A 15,733-nucleotide genomic window follows, 5' to 3' on the forward strand; every position below is an offset into this window, starting at 1 on the left:
TTATTCGGAATCATCTGTGTCCTGCAAAATCGGATATTCAGTAAGGAAATTAGTATTAAAATCACCTTCTTGAAATACTTGGTGATTCATAATTTGGTAGTGAAAAGGAATTGTTGTAAAGACTCCTTCAACAACAAACTCATCTAATGCTCGCTTCATCTTGCTAATTGCTTCTTCTCTCGTTGGAGCATATGTTATTAGCTTAGCAATCATCGAATCATAATATGGTGGAATTCGATATCCAGTATATGCACCAGAATCAATACGAACTCCTAATCCACCAGGTGGTAAATACATTTCAATCTCACCCGCAGATGGCATAAAATTTTGGTATGGATTTTCGGCATTAATCCGACATTCAATTGCCCACCCGTCCATCGTTATATCTGACTGATTAACTGATAGCTTTTCGCCATTTGCAACATTAATTTGTTCTTTAATTAAATCTACACCAGTTACCATTTCTGTTACAGGGTGCTCTACTTGTATTCTAGTATTCATTTCCATGAAATAGAACTCATTCGTTTTTCGATCGAAAATATACTCAATGGTACCAGCACCAACATATTCTACGGCTTTAGCCGCTTTTACAGAGGCTTCTCCCATTTTAGCACGAATGGATTCATTAAGTGCAGGAGAAGGTGATTCTTCAATCAATTTCTGTAGTCTACGCTGAATCGAGCAATCTCTCTCTCCAAGATGGATTACATTCCCGTGAGTGTCAGCAAGTATTTGAATTTCAACATGACGAAAATCCTCAATGAATTTCTCTAGGTATACACCTGGATTTCCAAAAGCTGTTTCTGCTTCTTTTTGAGTTATTTCCATTCCTTTAATAAGCTCTTCTTCGCTGCGAGCAACGCGAATACCTTTCCCGCCGCCACCAGCAGTAGCTTTGATGATAACAGGATAACCGATACTATTAGCTACTTCGATAGCATCTTCAGTTGTATCGACAATACCTTCAGAACCTGGAACAACAGGTACATTAGCATTTTTCATTGTTTCTTTTGCAACATCTTTTATTCCCATTTGTTGAATTGCTTTTGGAGTAGGGCCAACGAAGGTGATATTACAAGCTCTGCATATCTCAGCAAAATCAGCATTCTCAGCTAAAAAACCATACCCTGGATGGATAGCATCAACTTCGGTTAGTGTGGCAAGACTCATTATATTCGTTATGTTTAAGTAGCTGTCTTTACTTAATTTGGGCCCAATACAGTATGCTTCATCGGCTAATTGTACATGAAGGGATTCGCTATCGGCTTCTGAGTAAATGGCAACCGTTTCGATATTCATTTCTTTACAAGCACGAATAATACGAACCGCAATTTCCCCTCTATTAGCTATTAATAGCTTCTTAATCAATTATTCCATCCCCTTACTTCTTTACTCTGAATAATGGTTGTCCATACTCAACAAGCTCACCATTCTCAACCAATATTTCTACGATTTCTCCTGATACTTCTGCTTCAATTTCGTTAAATAGTTTCATTGCTTCAACTATACATACAACACTGCTAGAATCTACTTTCGTCCCCTTACTCACAAAAGGTTCTTTCTCCGGTGATGAAGCAGTATAAAATGTACCAACCATTGGTGAAGTAATTTCATAATCATAATCTACAGAAGAACTTGATTTAGTTACTTCCTCTGTTTCTTCCGTTCTTACTTGTTGTTCTCTTTCCACTGTTGGTTGACTAGTAAATTCTGTTACAGTAGGGTTTGATTGTATAACTTGTTGTTGACCACTATACTTTTTCATCGATATATTTGTACCATTTGTTTCATAAGAAAATTCTGTTATAGATGATTCATCGACCATTCTAATTATTTCCCTTAATTCTTCAACATTTAACATAACCGGCACTCCTCGCTTGTATTTTATCTACTTTTTTTGATCAAGCATTTACGATTAGGTACTAATATTACCTCTTAATATATTACGATACAATCAGGGTAAACATCAAGTAAATCTATATTTTCTAACAATTCTCCTTAATTATATCAGTAATGAAAATGCTTTTCTATGAAGGAATCAACTTATCTTTTATGTAGATAAATAATTTGTAAAGTCGAGTCTGTTTCACAGGTGCTAAGCCAAGATTCATGTAAAGAATGATTCCGTCATAAAAAAACGACGGAAGAAAGCATCCGTCGTTAAGGTTTAGTCTATTATATTATAATTATTCTCCTGCAGTAGGTTGGAAATTAACCTCAGTCGTAATGTCCCTACCAAATTCATCACGAACCATTTGCATAATATTTACTGCTTCTTCGTCTGATAATTCATCTACTTTTACATGTACATGTACCTTATCACCATCTGTTCGAACAAGGACATCTTCATAACCAGTTGCACCTAGTATTTGTTCTTGTAATATTTTCTCTTTTGAAGATAACTCTTCTAATTGATCAATTTCTTTTAAAGCTTCATCTTTCTCTTCCGCACTTGCTGATCCAGAAGCCACTACATCTGTTAACCGACTCTTCTGTTTACTTCGCTCATCTTGTACTTCCATTCGAATTGTTGTAAATACTTCATCACTACCCACATTAGTTGTACTTTCTATATCAGCACCTTCTTCTCCATCTGCAGGGGCTGTTGTTTCTTCAGAACTATCTTGTCCATCATCAATAAAAGCTAAATCGTCACCACTTGGAGAGAAGATGTAGAATACACTAAGGACAACCATTAGACTAAGCATTGTTAATAACCATACTGTTTGCTTTTTTAACATATAAATTCCTCCTTAATTTTTTGGCATTACTGAAATTTTATGCGTAGGGACATCAAGTACTCGTGAAACTGCTTCTATTACTTGATTTTTTAAAGATGGTGTTTCCGCCCCTTTAGCTACAACAAAAACTCCTCTTACCTCTGGTTGCTTTGTTTGTACAAGTAGAGGTATTTCTTGGTCACCATTACGAAAGAGAACAACTTGACTCTCTTCGGTTTGATCTTCCACTACTCTACTGCCTCCATTTCTATCCGTCTCATCTGTTGTCTGTTGCCCTTTTGTTTGATTTTTTTCGTATACTTGTTCACTTGTTGCATCGAGATTTACCATTACTTCTGCATCATTTACTCCTTGAATCTTATTGAGCATCGTAGCCAACTGCCCCGACATCTCTTCTTCCAATTGTGAAATATCATTTCCAGATACTTCTCCTTCTCCACCGCTTGGTTCCGTTGGTTCGTTTTGTGGTTCCTGAATCAATTCTGGCTCTTCACTAGACGAGAACATATTACTTATAAAAAGCAGCAATAATCCTGTTAAGCCTAATATTATTAAATAACCAATTTTCCTAGATGGCTTCTTGTCCTTTTTTTCCTTATCATTTTGTTCATTGTTCGGCCTGAAAAAAGAATCTAATTTATTTTTCAAGATGTCCCCCCCTCCCAATAAACGGTTACTTTTTTATCCGTAATTTCCCATAATTCCATAAGAAGCATCTCCATTTCTGAAAAATCCACCTTCGGACGAGATTTCTCCGAATTGGAATCAATTACCACATCTTCAACTGTATCCACCGCTCCCTCCCCTTGTTCAGCTTCTTTAATAAATACAATGACTTCTGTAAGATCCTCAAAGGTAACTTCACTCTTTTCTGCAAAGTGGAATTCGATGTCTTCTATCATCATGTTATATTCCTCCTTTAAGGGGTCCTCGGCAACATTTTCCAGTTGGACAGCCATTTGTTCTAAAATATATGCATCTTGACTCGCTTGTATTTCATTTTTTTGAAATTCTATTTGATTTTCTAAAGAATCGGTTGAATTATATTGTTGTTCAATTTCATTCATAGAGCTTGATATGACAGTATCTATATCCGTATCGAACAAATGAAAAACTGGTTGTAAAATAATTAAAATTAATACCAATCCTGTGACTAACCGGACATATTTTTTAAGATCATTTGCAGGAATAAGTAAATCAATGATAGATGCAATTATGATAAAAATGATGATTTGAGTTACCCAATCGATTAGTATATTCATTGATTCTATCTCCCTATCGTAAGAGTATGGTAAGGTTACTTGCCGCAACAATAATTACAATTGCCAAGAGAAACATAAGTGATACGGCTAATAAACAGGCAAGAATGTACAGGATATACGTACTGATTGTATTCAATGCTTGTACAATTGGACCTCCGCCGATTGGTTGTAATACTGCAGCTGCAATCTTATATATTAACGCTATAGCCGCAACTTTTATTGCGGGGAATGCAACAATAAATAAAATAACTACCAGCCCAGCGATCCCTAATGCATTTTTTAAAATTAACGATGCACTCAAAATTGTATCCGCTGCGTCGGTAAATGTCCGACCAACAACGGGTATAAAATTACCGGTAACAAATTTTGCAGTTTTCATTGCAACGCCATCCTGAATTGCTGATGCAGTTCCTTGAACGGATATAACCCCTAAAAATATAGTGAGAAACACCCCAAGTGTACCTAGCGCTACAGATTTAAACAGGTTTGCTAAATGCGTTACTTTGTAATTTTCATTTAAACCACTAATAATAACTAGCATTGCTGACAAGAATAATAGCGGCAAAACAAATACCGAAATAAACACGCCACTAAAATTAATTAGAAAAATAATGATAGGGTGAAAGAAAGATATGGAAACCACATTTCCAAAACTAGCCATCATTCCTAAAACAAGTGGTAGTAAGGCAATCATAAATCCTTTCATGGTGTCTATTGCCTCTTTTGTATAGGAGGTCGCTAAATAAAAACTATTCAAAACAAGAAAGATTAATACTAAAAATATTACAAAATAGGCCACTCGACTAACAGTCGTCTTTTCAAAAGCAGATTGCATCGATTGCAATACAACTGCAAATAAAGTGAGCATGAGCAAACTTCCTAATAATTTTCCATTTAGAATTAACTCATGAAATAGGTAATGCAGAAATTGACTAAGGATATCTTTAATAGAGAATGAATTTATATTTTTTATAAAATCATAAAAGCTTGTCTTTTCTAAATCTGGTATTGCCTGTCCATATTCATCGACAATTTCCTCCCAATAAGTTTGAACCCCCTCTATTGATATTTCATCTAGTAGTGCATCCTTTAATTCGATAGTTGGGATTGGTTCAGCAAATGTAGGTGCTTGTCCAATAAACGTAAACAATATAGTAAAGAGAATTACTCGAATTACTGTTGAACACTTCATTCACTTCAATTGCTCCCTTCAGGATTGATGTTTTTAGACGTTCGGTAAAAAGCCAACTATTGCTTCAATAACTGTAGTTATGATTGGAACTGCTAATAACAAAATAAATATCTTTCCTGCTAGTTCAATATACTTTGAGACTGAATCTAGTCCTGCATCTTTTGTTAGATGTGATCCTATTTCAGCAATATATGAAATGCCAATTATTTTTAAAATCGTATTTAGGTAAAGCGTTTGAATATTCGCCTGATTTCCTAAGGTGCGAATTGTTTCGAAAATAAGTTGAATTTGTTGAATTACTGAAAAAAATATAATGATACCTGTAATTAAAATTAAGAAGAAAGCAAGTGATTTATTGACCTCTTTTAATAAGATATAAAGAATTGCTGCCACGACACCTAATAATACAATTTGAAGAATATCCATGAGAGAGCTCCTTAGAATAAAAATACCGATTTAATTTGTTGGAATAAATCTGATAATCCATTTACGACAATAACAAGAACAATAATAAACCCAATTAGTGTCGCAAACTGAGCAATTTCTTCTTTCCCCATTTGTTTCAAGATTGTATGAATGAGTGCTACTATTATTCCAATTCCTGCAATTTGGAATAGTATCGTTGCGTCTAAAAACATGCATTTACCCCTTTCTTCCCACCCATCGAGATATATTCAACACTTAAATAAATAGCAACACTAAAAATAGTCCACATAGAACCCCTAGTGTTTTAGATAACTTTCCATAATGTTGATAGGCATCTTGTGCTTCAGTCAGCTGATTTTCTAAATATACTTTTGTCAGATGGATATGCTTTTGTTGTTGTTCAATATCGTGTTGACCTAACGATTTTCCAAATTGAAGTAAGATTTCTTCCTCACTGGATTGTAATGCAGAATTTATCAGTAATTGACTTACTTGTTCCTGCCATATTTGATCAAAATCAAATGGTATTCTATCCATCTGTTCAGCCATACCTTGAAAAAACAATCGTATTGGGTCAGGACTTTTTTGGGCAATAATTAAAAAAGCTGCTTGTAACGAAACTTGGCTATATACCATTTCTGCTTCCAATACTTGTAAAGCATTAATTACCTGTCGTATATGTTTCGGTCGTTGCTTTAGACGATTACTCCATTCAAACCCGATGGTGGTTGCTGTCCCGATTAAAAGCAGTGCTCCAATCCACTTCATGTATAGGACTCCTCTTTGACAATTTAATTTCATCACCAGCTGAATCATAGACTTTTTGTATCTTACCTATGTCTGGTCCTTTTCCTAATAAAACATATCGTTCAAATACCTGTTGTTCGATCAACCTTTTCATGGACGGTCTCTTGTTTAAATCATCCCATTGATTGGCATGGGCGGTGCAAATAATGGTTACACCAGTATGAATCGCTTCTAATAATGCCTCCACATCATGATCGGTTCCAATTTCATCGACAACAATTATATCTGGTGACATCGAACGGACAAGCATCATCATTCCTTCAGCTTTTGGACAAGCATCCATAATATCCGTGCGCGTTCCAACATCATGTTGAGGAATCCCCTGTAACGAGGCAGCTATCTCAGACCTCTCATCCACTATTCCTACCTTTTTTGACCTATTCATCGGTTGATCTATCGTTGCAATCATCCTTGTTAAGTCACGAATAATCGTTGTTTTTCCAGATTGAGGTGGACCAATAACCATGGTATTAAAGTAGTAATTATTGTAGTTTATATAAGCGAACACATCTATTGCTGCATTCCGTTTTTCCTTTGCTATACGAATATTAAAACAAGATATATGTTGTAATGCTTTGACATCTTTTCCAGAAGTGTTTACCCTCCCTGCAATTCCAACCCGATGTCCACCTTCAATGGTGATATATCCTGACCGCAGTTCATCTTCCATACGATAAAGAGAGTATTCACTTATTTGATTTAATAAATAATTCCCATCATTTTTTTGAGGTATTGTATCTTTAAGCCATATTGCTTCTTTATCAAATATTAATTCGATAGGTCTGCCTATTCGAATTCTAATCTCTTGAAGTTTTTCTTCATTATGGATAATTTTTTCTTTAATACGTTGTTGTAAATGTATTGGGAAGAGTCGTAAGATCTTGTCCATAATATTTCCTCATCTCTACATAATCTTTATACTAAATGTATGTGATAGAAGAGATATTATGACCATTAGGAGAGAACCTTGTTATTTCCTAGAAAATAAAAAAGCCTTAAAAAGTCTAAGTGACTTTTTAAGGCTTTTGGATGAAGTATATTAAGTGCTACGTTGTTACGCTCTAGATACGTATTTACCGTCGGATGTATTAATAACTAATACATCACCCTCGTTAATAAAGAATGGAACTTGAACAATCAATCCTGTTTCAAGCGTCGCTGGTTTAGATCCGCCGCTCGCCGTATCACCTTTAATGCCAGGTTCTGTTTCCGTTACAGTAAGTTCAACATTATTCGGTAAGTCTACTCCTAAAATCTCATTCTCATAGCTGACGATAGATACTTCCATATTCTCTTTAATAAATTTTAATTGTTCTTGGATTTGTTTGCCTTGTATTTCTATTTGATCATACGTATTCGTATCCATAAATGCATGTGCATCCCCAGAAGCATATAAGTATTGCATTTTGCGATTTTCAATATGTGCTTTGGAAACTTTTTCACCTGCACGGAACGTTTTTTCTTGAATATTGCCACTTCGTAAATTACGTAATTTAGATCTTACAAAAGCAGCACCCTTACCTGGCTTTACGTGTTGAAATTCAATTACTTGCCAGATATCATTGTCTACTTCAACTGTAAGCCCTGTTTTAAAATCATTTACTGAAATCATTTTTGTTCCTCCCTATGTATGGGTTTTAAAGCTGAATCAATTCTTTTGGAGCAAAAGTTAATCGCTCGTTTCCTGTATCAGTGATCACGATATCATCCTCGATACGACAACCTCCAAGTCCTTGTACATATATTCCTGGTTCTACGGTTACTACCATTCCAGGTTTCAAAATTATATCAGAACGAAAAGATAATCCAGGACCTTCATGAACCTCTAATCCAAGTCCATGTCCTGTAGAATGTCCAAACTGTTCACCATAACCTTTCTCCGTAATATAATCTCTTGTGAGACTGTCAGCTTCTATACCAGAGATTCCTGGTTTCGTACCTTTTACTCCACGAAGGTTCGCCTCTAATACTATATCATATATTTGCTTAAGTTCGACAGAAATTTCACCTACTGCAACCGTTCGGGTAATGTCGGAACAATACCCATTATATAGAGCACCATAATCTAAAGTAACAAGCTCACCAGATTGGATTTTTTTATCAGACGCAACACCATGTGGTAAAGCAGATCTGTGCCCGGATGCTACGATAGTATCGAAACTTGAGGAAGTTGCTCCTTTACGACGCATAAAGAATTCTAATTCATTGGAAATCTCAATTTCAGGTACTCCAGGTTTAATATAATTCTGAATATGGGCAAACGCATCATCGGCAATTTCTGCTGCTTTTTTCATCACTTCTAATTCTTCTGGTGTTTTAATCATGCGTAATTCTTCAATCCATCCATTAAAGGGAACTAATTCAGCAGAAAAAGATTCTTGATAAGATAAATATTCTGCGTATGTTGTATAATCCTTTTCAAACCCTAATCTGGTTATATTATTTTCACTAATTAATTTACTAACTTCCTTTGCTATGCCACCTTTATGTTCTACAATATCAAAATCTGAGGCTTGAGCAGAAGCTTGTTCGGTATATCTAAAATCAGTAATAAATACTGCTTTATCCCCAGTTATCAAAGCAGCACCGGCGCTCCCAGTAAAACCTGTAATATAGCGTCTATTATACGGACTACTAATTATAATAGCATCAACATTATGTTCTTCCATACGACTACGTAATTGTTGTATTTTAGTCAAATCTCTCATCCTCCCATATAGTCAGAAAACTATCTATTTTTGTATTTTAGTTTAACACAAAATCAATAGTTTGAATAATTATTGGGAGCTTTCTGATTGGGGTTGATTCGCTTTTTGCCAGTCTTCATAATTATAAGATATAGAATAACCCACAAAAGTGCCATATAAAATAAACACACATATTGTAGTAACCCATGTATTTAATGATAATTCAGTTATGTGCGGTACATTTGGAAAAAGTGGTTGAAATACAAAGAAAACGATTGCCCATACAGCAATTCCAAATAGGATACTCACCCATAATGAAAAGACTTTCTTTAACAAAACATAGTAAAGAAATGCAAAAACTACAGATACTATACCAGCTATAATAACTGTAAAAAAATTTCCCAACCATTTATCTGTCCAACCCGCGTTGACCCAAGAAGTTAATAAAAATGATTTAGGTGATACCTCCATGAAATTAAAAAAGTAAAATAGACTAGCTACAAAGCTCCAGAGAATACCACCGACAAATCCAGTTGTTAGCGATCTAGTTAGTATTGTGACCCGGTCCACACTTTGATTGGACTGATTTTGTTTTTGTTTTGTAGAACTCATCTAGTTACACCTCCATCGATTAGTATTGCCAATAGATGATGAACTATCACATATTATATAAATATTCTTAACTACAAACCCAATTTATAATTGCATAAATATTGATATAAAGGGAAGAATATAATAAAAATACAGTTGAGATGGATAATACAAATCATGTTCAAATATTGGAAATTGGTATATCATTAAGGTAGGTAATCTTTTAAATAATCTCCATTAAGATGAGGGATGTAAAGGATAGATTTTGCCCAACTTGATAAATATCCTACAAATATAAATTGATGAGGAGGGGTATATATGAAAAATAAATCTATGGCAATATTGGTGTATATTATAATTGGATTAGCTGCTGTTGGTCTTTTTTCGCAACTATTTGGAAATACAATTTCATTTCTTTCTAGAATATTCGTCACCTTTTTAATTGGGGCTGCCATTTTTGGATTACTCTATTACTTTTTTGTCAAACGTCAATCCCCAACAAATACAGAAGATCGAAAAAAATATAAACAAGCTGTAAAACAATCAAAGACAAAATATAATTCTACCTCTTCTATACCCAAAAAGCCTACGAACAAGAAGAAACGAACAAAAAAATCAAGTCATCTACGTGTAATCGAAGGCAATAAAGCTAAGAAAAAGAACCGCGCATCTTACTGAGCGGTTCTTTTTCTTAGCTTTACCCTTGCCATTTTTTCAAAAATTTTTCTGTACTATCTTTTCCTGATAAAATTAACCTATCCCTCGCCTCTTCTGATAATGAGAAATTCATAGTGGCTGTACCTTCAATAGGTACAAAGATAATATTTTTCTTATCGTTTGTAGATATATATCTAGAATCATGCGCTTGTTTCATTGTTGAAAAGAGTGCTTGAAACATGTCTATCGCATTATCAATCCTTCTCGGTCCAATTTCTTGGGTTATTTCCGTTAATTTTACCCCTATTAATGGCCGAAGAGGTTTAAAAGAAGGTTGATCAAAAATCCAAAGTGGAAAGTTACTAAGTAACCCACCATCGACAACAATACTTTTTTGCTTATACCTTCCCGGTACTTTTTTAGGCATAAAGAAATACGGAAAACCCGCACTCATACGGACAGCTTTTGAGACTGGGAAATATTCTGGTTTTATTCCATATACTCGTTCTAAATCATCAGGAATCACTACTAATTTCCCTAAAGATAAATCACTTACAACAACTTTTAAATAGCCTTCCTTAATATCAGAGAAGGTTTTAATATGTTTACGTTCTAAAATTTCTATCAACCATTCTTCAAGTTTATCTCCTTTATTAATTCCAAGCTGGAAATAAAGGAATAGCCATTTCGACAATGGAAAAAACTTTGTAAGCAAAGGAGGATCTGCAAGTGCTGAAAGATCCAATTCGCTTACAAGCTCTTTAATTTCTTCACTGGAATACTTTGCTGCAATCATTGCAGCGATAATCGCACCAGCAGATGTACCTGCAACTCGTTCTAATTCAATATGATGTTCCTTAAAGGTTTCTAAGACACCTACATACGCAAAAGCCTTTACTCCTCCTCCAGAAAAAACACCATCAATAATCATAACATCTCTCCATACTGTTGTTATTTCATATATAAGCACAAACAGTAAGAGTTATTCCAAAACACAATTTAAAGTATAATATTTTTGAAAGTGATTTTAAAAACTTGCTGTATCATTAATAACTTTCACCTTAGTACGAGTAACATTCTTAATTCACAAAATATTGCATCGCACAAGATATCTACAGATCTTTGTTATCCAGATGAAACAGATTTAATTTCTCTTACACAACAAAAAAACCGAACTATCCACTAAAAGTTCGGCTCTCGCTTTTATTTTTCTGCTGTCTCGTTTACTTGCTGATCACTTTCTTTAATAACTTTTTTTAAATCCTTTACTCGCGAATCATCGTCTTTAAAATAATTTACAAGATCTCCAATTCGATCAATTGAATTCCAACTCAAATGATGTTCAATCCCTTCAACATCGTCATATATATTTTCGTCATTCACACCGATTATTTCTAGAAATTCTTCTAGTAATTCGTGACGAAATACTAAACGTTCTCCAATTTTTTTACCTTTTGAAGTTAATACAAAACCACGATACTTTTCATAATCAAGGTATTGATCTTTATCTAGTTTTTGTACCATCTTTGTTACAGATGAAGGATGAACATCCAACGCCTCTGCAATTGCTGATACACGAGCATATCCTTTTGATTCAATTAAATTATATATTATTTCAATGTAATCTTCCATACTAGGTGTAGGCATAAAACGCGCTCCTTAAATAGATATAAATAATTTTTATCACAGGCAACATTTTTTCTAATCTATACTATGAGCATACATGATTGTTCGTTCAGACTCAAGTTTTTATTCGAGAAACTGTAGTGCAATTATAGCGAATGCGCACCAATTTTTGCTCCTGTGATGTCGGTTAATACCATGAGGCTTTTCTCTAAAAACAAATAAACGATAGGATAAACGTAAGAAAAATATGGAAAATTCTACACGAAAAAGATTTGTAGAGACTTCGTGTATAAGTATCTATCAGGATGCCCTTTAGCTCCTGTAAACCTCCAACAAAACTAGTCTTGTCTGTATAAGAACAACATATAGTCAAAATTCTTTGCTTTCAAATAAAAACTTTGAAAAATAGGCGCTCTACCCATATAATGATAATGTAGACTTAGAATTACGGGGGACCTAGAATGGAAATTATAATTATTGCATTAGTCGTTTTACTAGCGGTGAGTCTATTCCGATATTATAGACAAAAGAATTATTTAAAAGTATTAACCGAAGATCAATTTCGCGAAGGGTATCGAAAAGCACAATTAATTGATGTTAGAGAGCCTCAAGAATTTGATAAAGGTCATATTTTAGGAGCAAGAAATATTCCCATGACTCAGATGAAACAACGACTTATAGAAATGCGTAAAGATAAACCAATTTATCTATATTGCCAAGGTAGCTCACGTTCAGCAAGAGCTGCTCAATTGCTCCATAAGAAAGGCTATAAAGAAATCTACCAGCTTAAAGGTGGATTTAAAAAATGGACAGGCAAAATTAAAACAAAAAAATAACATAAAAAGATAAAAACCGAACCATCATGTGATGTTGTTCGGTTTTTGTCTTTTCTATTCGAACCTAAATTTTATTTTACTAATAGTATAGATTGCTTATGGATGATATCTAAGAACGGGTTTTCTAGCAGCCCTTGTTTCATCCATACGCTTTACAATTGTCTGATGAGGAGCTTCCTGAACTATTTCAGGGTTTTCTTCAACTTCTTTTGCTATTGTGCGCATCGTATCAATAAATCCATCTAATGTTTCTTTAGATTCTGTTTCAGTTGGTTCTACCATCAATCCTTCTTCTACATTCAACGGGAAGTAGATTGTAGGTGGATGATAACCAAAGTCTAATAATCGTTTTGCCATATCTAATGTTCTAACTCCAAGTTTCTTTTGCTTACTACCTGATAATACAAATTCATGTTTGCAATGTTGTGGGTAAGGAAGTTCAAATACATCTTCCAACTGTCGCATCATGTAATTTGCATTTAACACAGCATATTCACTGACCTTTTTAAGACCTTCTGCTCCCATCGTCCGAATATACGTATACGCACGTAAGTTTATGCCAAAATTCCCATAGAATGGTTTAACTCTTCCAATAGATTGAGGTCTATTTTCATCAAAATCATAACCATCATTCTTTTTCACAATCAATGGTTTCGGTAAAAATGCAGCAAGTTCTTCGCTAACACCAACTGGACCTGATCCAGGCCCTCCACCACCATGCGGGCCGGTAAATGTCTTATGAAGGTTTAAGTGAACTGCATCAAAACCCATGTCTCCTGGACGAACATATCCCATGATTGCATTCAGATTAGCTCCATCATAATATAACTTACCGCCTGCTTCATGGACTATTTCAGCCATCGTCAAGATATCTTTTTCAAACAATCCTAATGTATTAGGGTTTGTTAACATTAAGGCAGCTGTATCTTCTCCTACTACCTGTCTCAAATCATCTAAATCTACTAAACCTTCTTGATTAGATTTAACCGTAACAGCTTCAAATCCAGCAACTGCTGCAGAAGCTGGATTTGTTCCATGAGCAGAATCTGGAACAATAACCTTCGTTCGTCCATAGTCTCCTCTAGACTCATGAAATGCTCGAATCATCATTAGTGCAGTCCATTCCCCTTGTGCTCCAGCAGCAGACTGCAGGGAGACTTCGTGCATGCCAGTTATTTCTTTTAGAGATTCTTGAAGATCAAACATCATTGCCATTGCACCTTGTACAGTGCTGACATCTTGATACGGATGGATATGACTAAATCCATCTAATCTAGCGATATCTTCATTTATCTTCGGATTATATTTCATCGTACATGAACCTAGTGGATAGAATCCGGAATCAACGCCATAGTTACGATTTGATAGCCCTGTGTAATGACGTATTATATCAAGTTCACTTACTTCTGGAAGTTCTGGAGGAGTCTGTCTCACATATTCCGAACCTAATTCCGCTTCTAAATCAAATGACTCCACATCTAACTCTGGTAAACTATAACTGGTTCTACCTTCTTTACTTCTTTCAAATATTAAAGGAAAATTTTTATTAGACATGAATATCCCCCAATTCTTTCACAAATTGATCGATTTCTTGCTTTGTTCGTACCTCTGTTACTGCAATTAACATATAACCCTCTAGTGACTTATCGTCTTTTGCTAGATCATAACCAGCAATAATACCTTTATCTAATAATTGCTTATTTATTTTTGAGACAGAACCTGGAACTTTTATTACAAACTCATTAAAGAATGATCCGTCAAATGCAAGCTCAACGCCAGCTTCAAGCAGTTTTTTTCTAGCATATCTTGCTTTTTGCATATTTACACTGGCTAATTTACGTAATCCATGCTTACCAATCGAACTCATTGCAACCGAACTAGCTAATGCATTCAGAGCTTGATTTGAACAAATATTAGATGTTGCTTTATCTCTTCGTATATGTTGTTCTCGAGCTTGTAAAGTTAATACATAACCTCTTGTTCCCTCTTCATCAACTGTCTCTCCTACAAGTCTCCCTGGAACTTTACGCATTAGTTTTTTTGAAGTTGCAAAATATCCACAGTGAGGACCACCAAATTGTGCCGGGATACCGAATACTTGTGTATCACCTGTCACAATATCTGCCCCAAATTCTCCAGGAGGGGTTAAATATCCAAGAGCTAAGGGATTACTAGAGACAATTAACATGGTTTTCTGGTGATTTTCAAGTAATTGTTCGATTTTTTTCATTGGCTCTAATTGTCCAAAAAAGTTAGGATATTGAACAACTACACCAGCAATCGTCTCATCGATTGCTTGATCTAATTGAGCTAAATCAGTGACTCCATTTACAGTATCGATTTCCACTATATCAATGGATTGGCCTCTTGTGTAAGAATCAATTACAGCACGATATTCTGGATGAACCGCTTTTGATACGAGTACTTTTTTTCTTTTTGTATGAGCAGCACTAAGATTGACTGCTTCTGCTAAAGCTGTTCCTCCATCGTACATAGAAGAGTTTGCAACCGGTAATCCTGTTAATTCGGATATCATTGTTTGGAATTCAAAGATTGCCTGTAATTCCCCTTGTGATATTTCTGGTTGATATGGGGTATAAGCCGTATAAAATTCTGAGCGAGAAATTACATGATCAACTACAGAAGGTATGTAATGATCGTAAACACCTGCTCCTAAAAAAGATGTATATTCTTTTGTATGAATATTGCGACTAGCAAGCTCTGTTAACTCTTTTGTTAGTTCATACTCACTTATCGGTGCTTTTAGATTCATCTCACCCTTAAATCGTACATGCTCTGGAATGTCAGAAAAAAGTTCTTCTGTGGATTTAATTCCAATTGCATCAAGCATTTCCTGCTTATCTTGATTAGTCATTGGTAGGTAACGAAATTCCATTGGTTCTCCCCC

The 15,733-nt window shown here is 34.9% G+C and carries 19 protein-coding genes; 2 read left to right on the forward strand and 17 right to left on the reverse strand.

Translation table 11 applies throughout. The features are described from left to right. The 13 genes from accC to OB_RS09755 all read right to left on the reverse strand — a co-directional run bounded on the left by accC (position 1) and on the right by OB_RS09755 (position 9,727). On the reverse strand, positions 1-1,368 hold the full coding sequence (gene accC / locus OB_RS09695) for an acetyl-CoA carboxylase biotin carboxylase subunit (RefSeq protein ID WP_011066282.1): 1,368 nt from the start codon (positions 1,366-1,368) through the stop codon (positions 1-3). Positions 1,369-1,381: 13 nt separating this feature from the next. Continuing rightward, on the reverse strand, positions 1,382-1,861 hold the full coding sequence (gene accB / locus OB_RS09700) for an acetyl-CoA carboxylase biotin carboxyl carrier protein (RefSeq protein ID WP_011066283.1): 480 nt from the start codon (positions 1,859-1,861) through the stop codon (positions 1,382-1,384). A 325-nt stretch (positions 1,862-2,186) separates the two neighbouring features. Further along, on the reverse strand, positions 2,187-2,741 hold the full coding sequence (locus OB_RS09705; RefSeq protein ID WP_011066284.1) for a SpoIIIAH-like family protein: 555 nt from the start codon (positions 2,739-2,741) through the stop codon (positions 2,187-2,189). Between the two features lie 12 nt (positions 2,742-2,753). Then, positions 2,754-3,389, reverse strand: a complete 636-nt coding sequence (spoIIIAG, locus tag OB_RS09710) for a stage III sporulation protein AG (RefSeq protein WP_011066285.1) — start codon at positions 3,387-3,389, stop codon at positions 2,754-2,756. After that, complete coding sequence (gene spoIIIAF / locus OB_RS09715; RefSeq protein WP_011066286.1) at positions 3,386-4,003, reverse strand: stage III sporulation protein AF; 618 nt, start codon at positions 4,001-4,003, stop codon at positions 3,386-3,388. Before spoIIIAF ends, spoIIIAG begins: the two co-directional genes overlap by 4 nt. A 13-nt stretch (positions 4,004-4,016) precedes the next feature. After that, positions 4,017-5,195 (reverse strand): stage III sporulation protein AE, encoded by a 1,179-nt coding sequence (spoIIIAE, locus tag OB_RS09720; protein ID WP_011066287.1) that lies wholly within the window; start codon positions 5,193-5,195, stop codon positions 4,017-4,019. Positions 5,196-5,228: 33 nt separating this feature from the next. Then, entirely contained in the window at positions 5,229-5,621 is a 393-nt protein-coding gene (gene spoIIIAD, locus OB_RS09725) for a stage III sporulation protein AD (protein WP_011066288.1), read from the reverse strand. A gap of 11 nt (positions 5,622-5,632) precedes the next feature. Beyond that, positions 5,633-5,833 (reverse strand): stage III sporulation protein AC, encoded by a 201-nt coding sequence (spoIIIAC, locus tag OB_RS09730; protein WP_011066289.1) that lies wholly within the window; start codon positions 5,831-5,833, stop codon positions 5,633-5,635. A 43-nt stretch (positions 5,834-5,876) separates the two neighbouring features. Further along, on the reverse strand, positions 5,877-6,389 hold the full coding sequence (spoIIIAB, locus tag OB_RS09735) for a stage III sporulation protein SpoIIIAB (protein WP_011066290.1): 513 nt from the start codon (positions 6,387-6,389) through the stop codon (positions 5,877-5,879). After that, positions 6,334-7,317 carry a stage III sporulation protein AA gene (gene spoIIIAA / locus OB_RS09740; protein WP_011066291.1) on the reverse strand — a complete coding sequence of 328 codons (984 nt, stop codon included), beginning with the start codon at positions 7,315-7,317 and terminating at the stop codon, positions 6,334-6,336. The genes spoIIIAB and spoIIIAA overlap by 56 nt, the downstream gene beginning before the upstream one ends. 165 nt (positions 7,318-7,482) lie before the next feature. Next, positions 7,483-8,040 carry an elongation factor P gene (gene efp, locus OB_RS09745; RefSeq protein ID WP_011066292.1) on the reverse strand — a complete coding sequence of 186 codons (558 nt, stop codon included), beginning with the start codon at positions 8,038-8,040 and terminating at the stop codon, positions 7,483-7,485. A 25-nt stretch (positions 8,041-8,065) separates the two neighbouring features. Next, positions 8,066-9,127 (reverse strand): M24 family metallopeptidase, encoded by a 1,062-nt coding sequence (locus OB_RS09750; RefSeq protein ID WP_011066293.1) that lies wholly within the window; start codon positions 9,125-9,127, stop codon positions 8,066-8,068. A 78-nt stretch (positions 9,128-9,205) separates the two neighbouring features. Continuing rightward, complete coding sequence (locus tag OB_RS09755; RefSeq protein WP_011066294.1) at positions 9,206-9,727, reverse strand: YqhR family membrane protein; 522 nt, start codon at positions 9,725-9,727, stop codon at positions 9,206-9,208. A 297-nt stretch (positions 9,728-10,024) separates the two neighbouring features. Between OB_RS09755 and OB_RS09760 the strand changes: the two genes are divergently transcribed. Continuing rightward, the gene (locus tag OB_RS09760) at positions 10,025-10,384 is read left to right on the forward strand and encodes an SA1362 family protein (RefSeq protein ID WP_011066295.1); all 360 of its coding nucleotides are present in this window, start codon (positions 10,025-10,027) and stop codon (positions 10,382-10,384) included. 19 nt (positions 10,385-10,403) lie between these two features. Here OB_RS09760 and OB_RS09765 read toward each other — a convergent pair whose 3' ends face one another. Continuing rightward, a complete protein-coding gene (locus OB_RS09765; RefSeq protein ID WP_011066296.1) occupies positions 10,404-11,294 on the reverse strand; it encodes a patatin-like phospholipase family protein in 891 nt (296 codons plus the stop codon). 272 nt (positions 11,295-11,566) lie between these two features. Beyond that, the gene (mntR, locus tag OB_RS09770) at positions 11,567-12,010 is read right to left on the reverse strand and encodes a transcriptional regulator MntR (protein ID WP_011066297.1); all 444 of its coding nucleotides are present in this window, start codon (positions 12,008-12,010) and stop codon (positions 11,567-11,569) included. A 440-nt stretch (positions 12,011-12,450) separates the two neighbouring features. Here mntR and OB_RS09775 point away from each other — a divergent pair, with 440 nt between their 5' ends. Continuing rightward, complete coding sequence (locus OB_RS09775; protein WP_011066298.1) at positions 12,451-12,825, forward strand: rhodanese-like domain-containing protein; 375 nt, start codon at positions 12,451-12,453, stop codon at positions 12,823-12,825. A gap of 96 nt (positions 12,826-12,921) precedes the next feature. On the opposite strand, the gene gcvPB is transcribed toward OB_RS09775, so the two are convergent. Together gcvPB and gcvPA are read right to left on the reverse strand one after the other, a co-directional pair. Beyond that, a complete protein-coding gene (gene gcvPB, locus OB_RS09780) occupies positions 12,922-14,379 on the reverse strand; it encodes an aminomethyl-transferring glycine dehydrogenase subunit GcvPB (protein WP_011066299.1) in 1,458 nt (485 codons plus the stop codon). Next, positions 14,372-15,721, reverse strand: coding sequence for an aminomethyl-transferring glycine dehydrogenase subunit GcvPA (gene gcvPA / locus OB_RS09785; protein ID WP_011066300.1), 1,350 nt, complete (start codon positions 15,719-15,721; stop codon positions 14,372-14,374). Before gcvPA ends, gcvPB begins: the two co-directional genes overlap by 8 nt. Positions 15,722-15,733: the final 12 nt, after the last annotated feature.

Source organism: Oceanobacillus iheyensis HTE831 (assembly GCF_000011245.1).
GTDB classification, from domain to species: Bacteria; Bacillota; Bacilli; order Bacillales; family Amphibacillaceae; genus Oceanobacillus; species Oceanobacillus iheyensis.

What these genes read in the sequence shown, in the direction of transcription:
- accB (WP_011066283.1), bottom strand. Translation starts at nt 1,861, where the DNA reads ATGTTAAATGTTGAAGAATTAAGGGAAATAATTAGAATGGTCGATGAA.
- OB_RS09705 (WP_011066284.1), bottom strand. Translation starts at nt 2,741, where the DNA reads ATGTTAAAAAAGCAAACAGTATGGTTATTAACAATGCTTAGTCTAATG.
- spoIIIAF (WP_011066286.1), bottom strand. Translation starts at nt 4,003, where the DNA reads ATGAATATACTAATCGATTGGGTAACTCAAATCATCATTTTTATCATA.
- spoIIIAE (WP_011066287.1), bottom strand. Translation starts at nt 5,195, where the DNA reads ATGAAGTGTTCAACAGTAATTCGAGTAATTCTCTTTACTATATTGTTT.
- spoIIIAD (WP_011066288.1), bottom strand. Translation starts at nt 5,621, where the DNA reads ATGGATATTCTTCAAATTGTATTATTAGGTGTCGTGGCAGCAATTCTT.
- spoIIIAC (WP_011066289.1), bottom strand. Translation starts at nt 5,833, where the DNA reads ATGTTTTTAGACGCAACGATACTATTCCAAATTGCAGGAATTGGAATA.
- spoIIIAB (WP_011066290.1), bottom strand. Translation starts at nt 6,389, where the DNA reads ATGAAGTGGATTGGAGCACTGCTTTTAATCGGGACAGCAACCACCATC.
- spoIIIAA (WP_011066291.1), bottom strand. Translation starts at nt 7,317, where the DNA reads ATGGACAAGATCTTACGACTCTTCCCAATACATTTACAACAACGTATT.
- efp (WP_011066292.1), bottom strand. Translation starts at nt 8,040, where the DNA reads ATGATTTCAGTAAATGATTTTAAAACAGGGCTTACAGTTGAAGTAGAC.
- OB_RS09755 (WP_011066294.1), bottom strand. Translation starts at nt 9,727, where the DNA reads ATGAGTTCTACAAAACAAAAACAAAATCAGTCCAATCAAAGTGTGGAC.
- OB_RS09760 (WP_011066295.1), top strand. Translation starts at nt 10,025, where the DNA reads ATGAAAAATAAATCTATGGCAATATTGGTGTATATTATAATTGGATTA.
- OB_RS09765 (WP_011066296.1), bottom strand. Translation starts at nt 11,294, where the DNA reads ATGATTATTGATGGTGTTTTTTCTGGAGGAGGAGTAAAGGCTTTTGCG.
- mntR (WP_011066297.1), bottom strand. Translation starts at nt 12,010, where the DNA reads ATGCCTACACCTAGTATGGAAGATTACATTGAAATAATATATAATTTA.
- OB_RS09775 (WP_011066298.1), top strand. Translation starts at nt 12,451, where the DNA reads ATGGAAATTATAATTATTGCATTAGTCGTTTTACTAGCGGTGAGTCTA.
- gcvPB (WP_011066299.1), bottom strand. Translation starts at nt 14,379, where the DNA reads ATGTCTAATAAAAATTTTCCTTTAATATTTGAAAGAAGTAAAGAAGGT.
- gcvPA (WP_011066300.1), bottom strand. Translation starts at nt 15,721, where the DNA reads ATGGAATTTCGTTACCTACCAATGACTAATCAAGATAAGCAGGAAATG.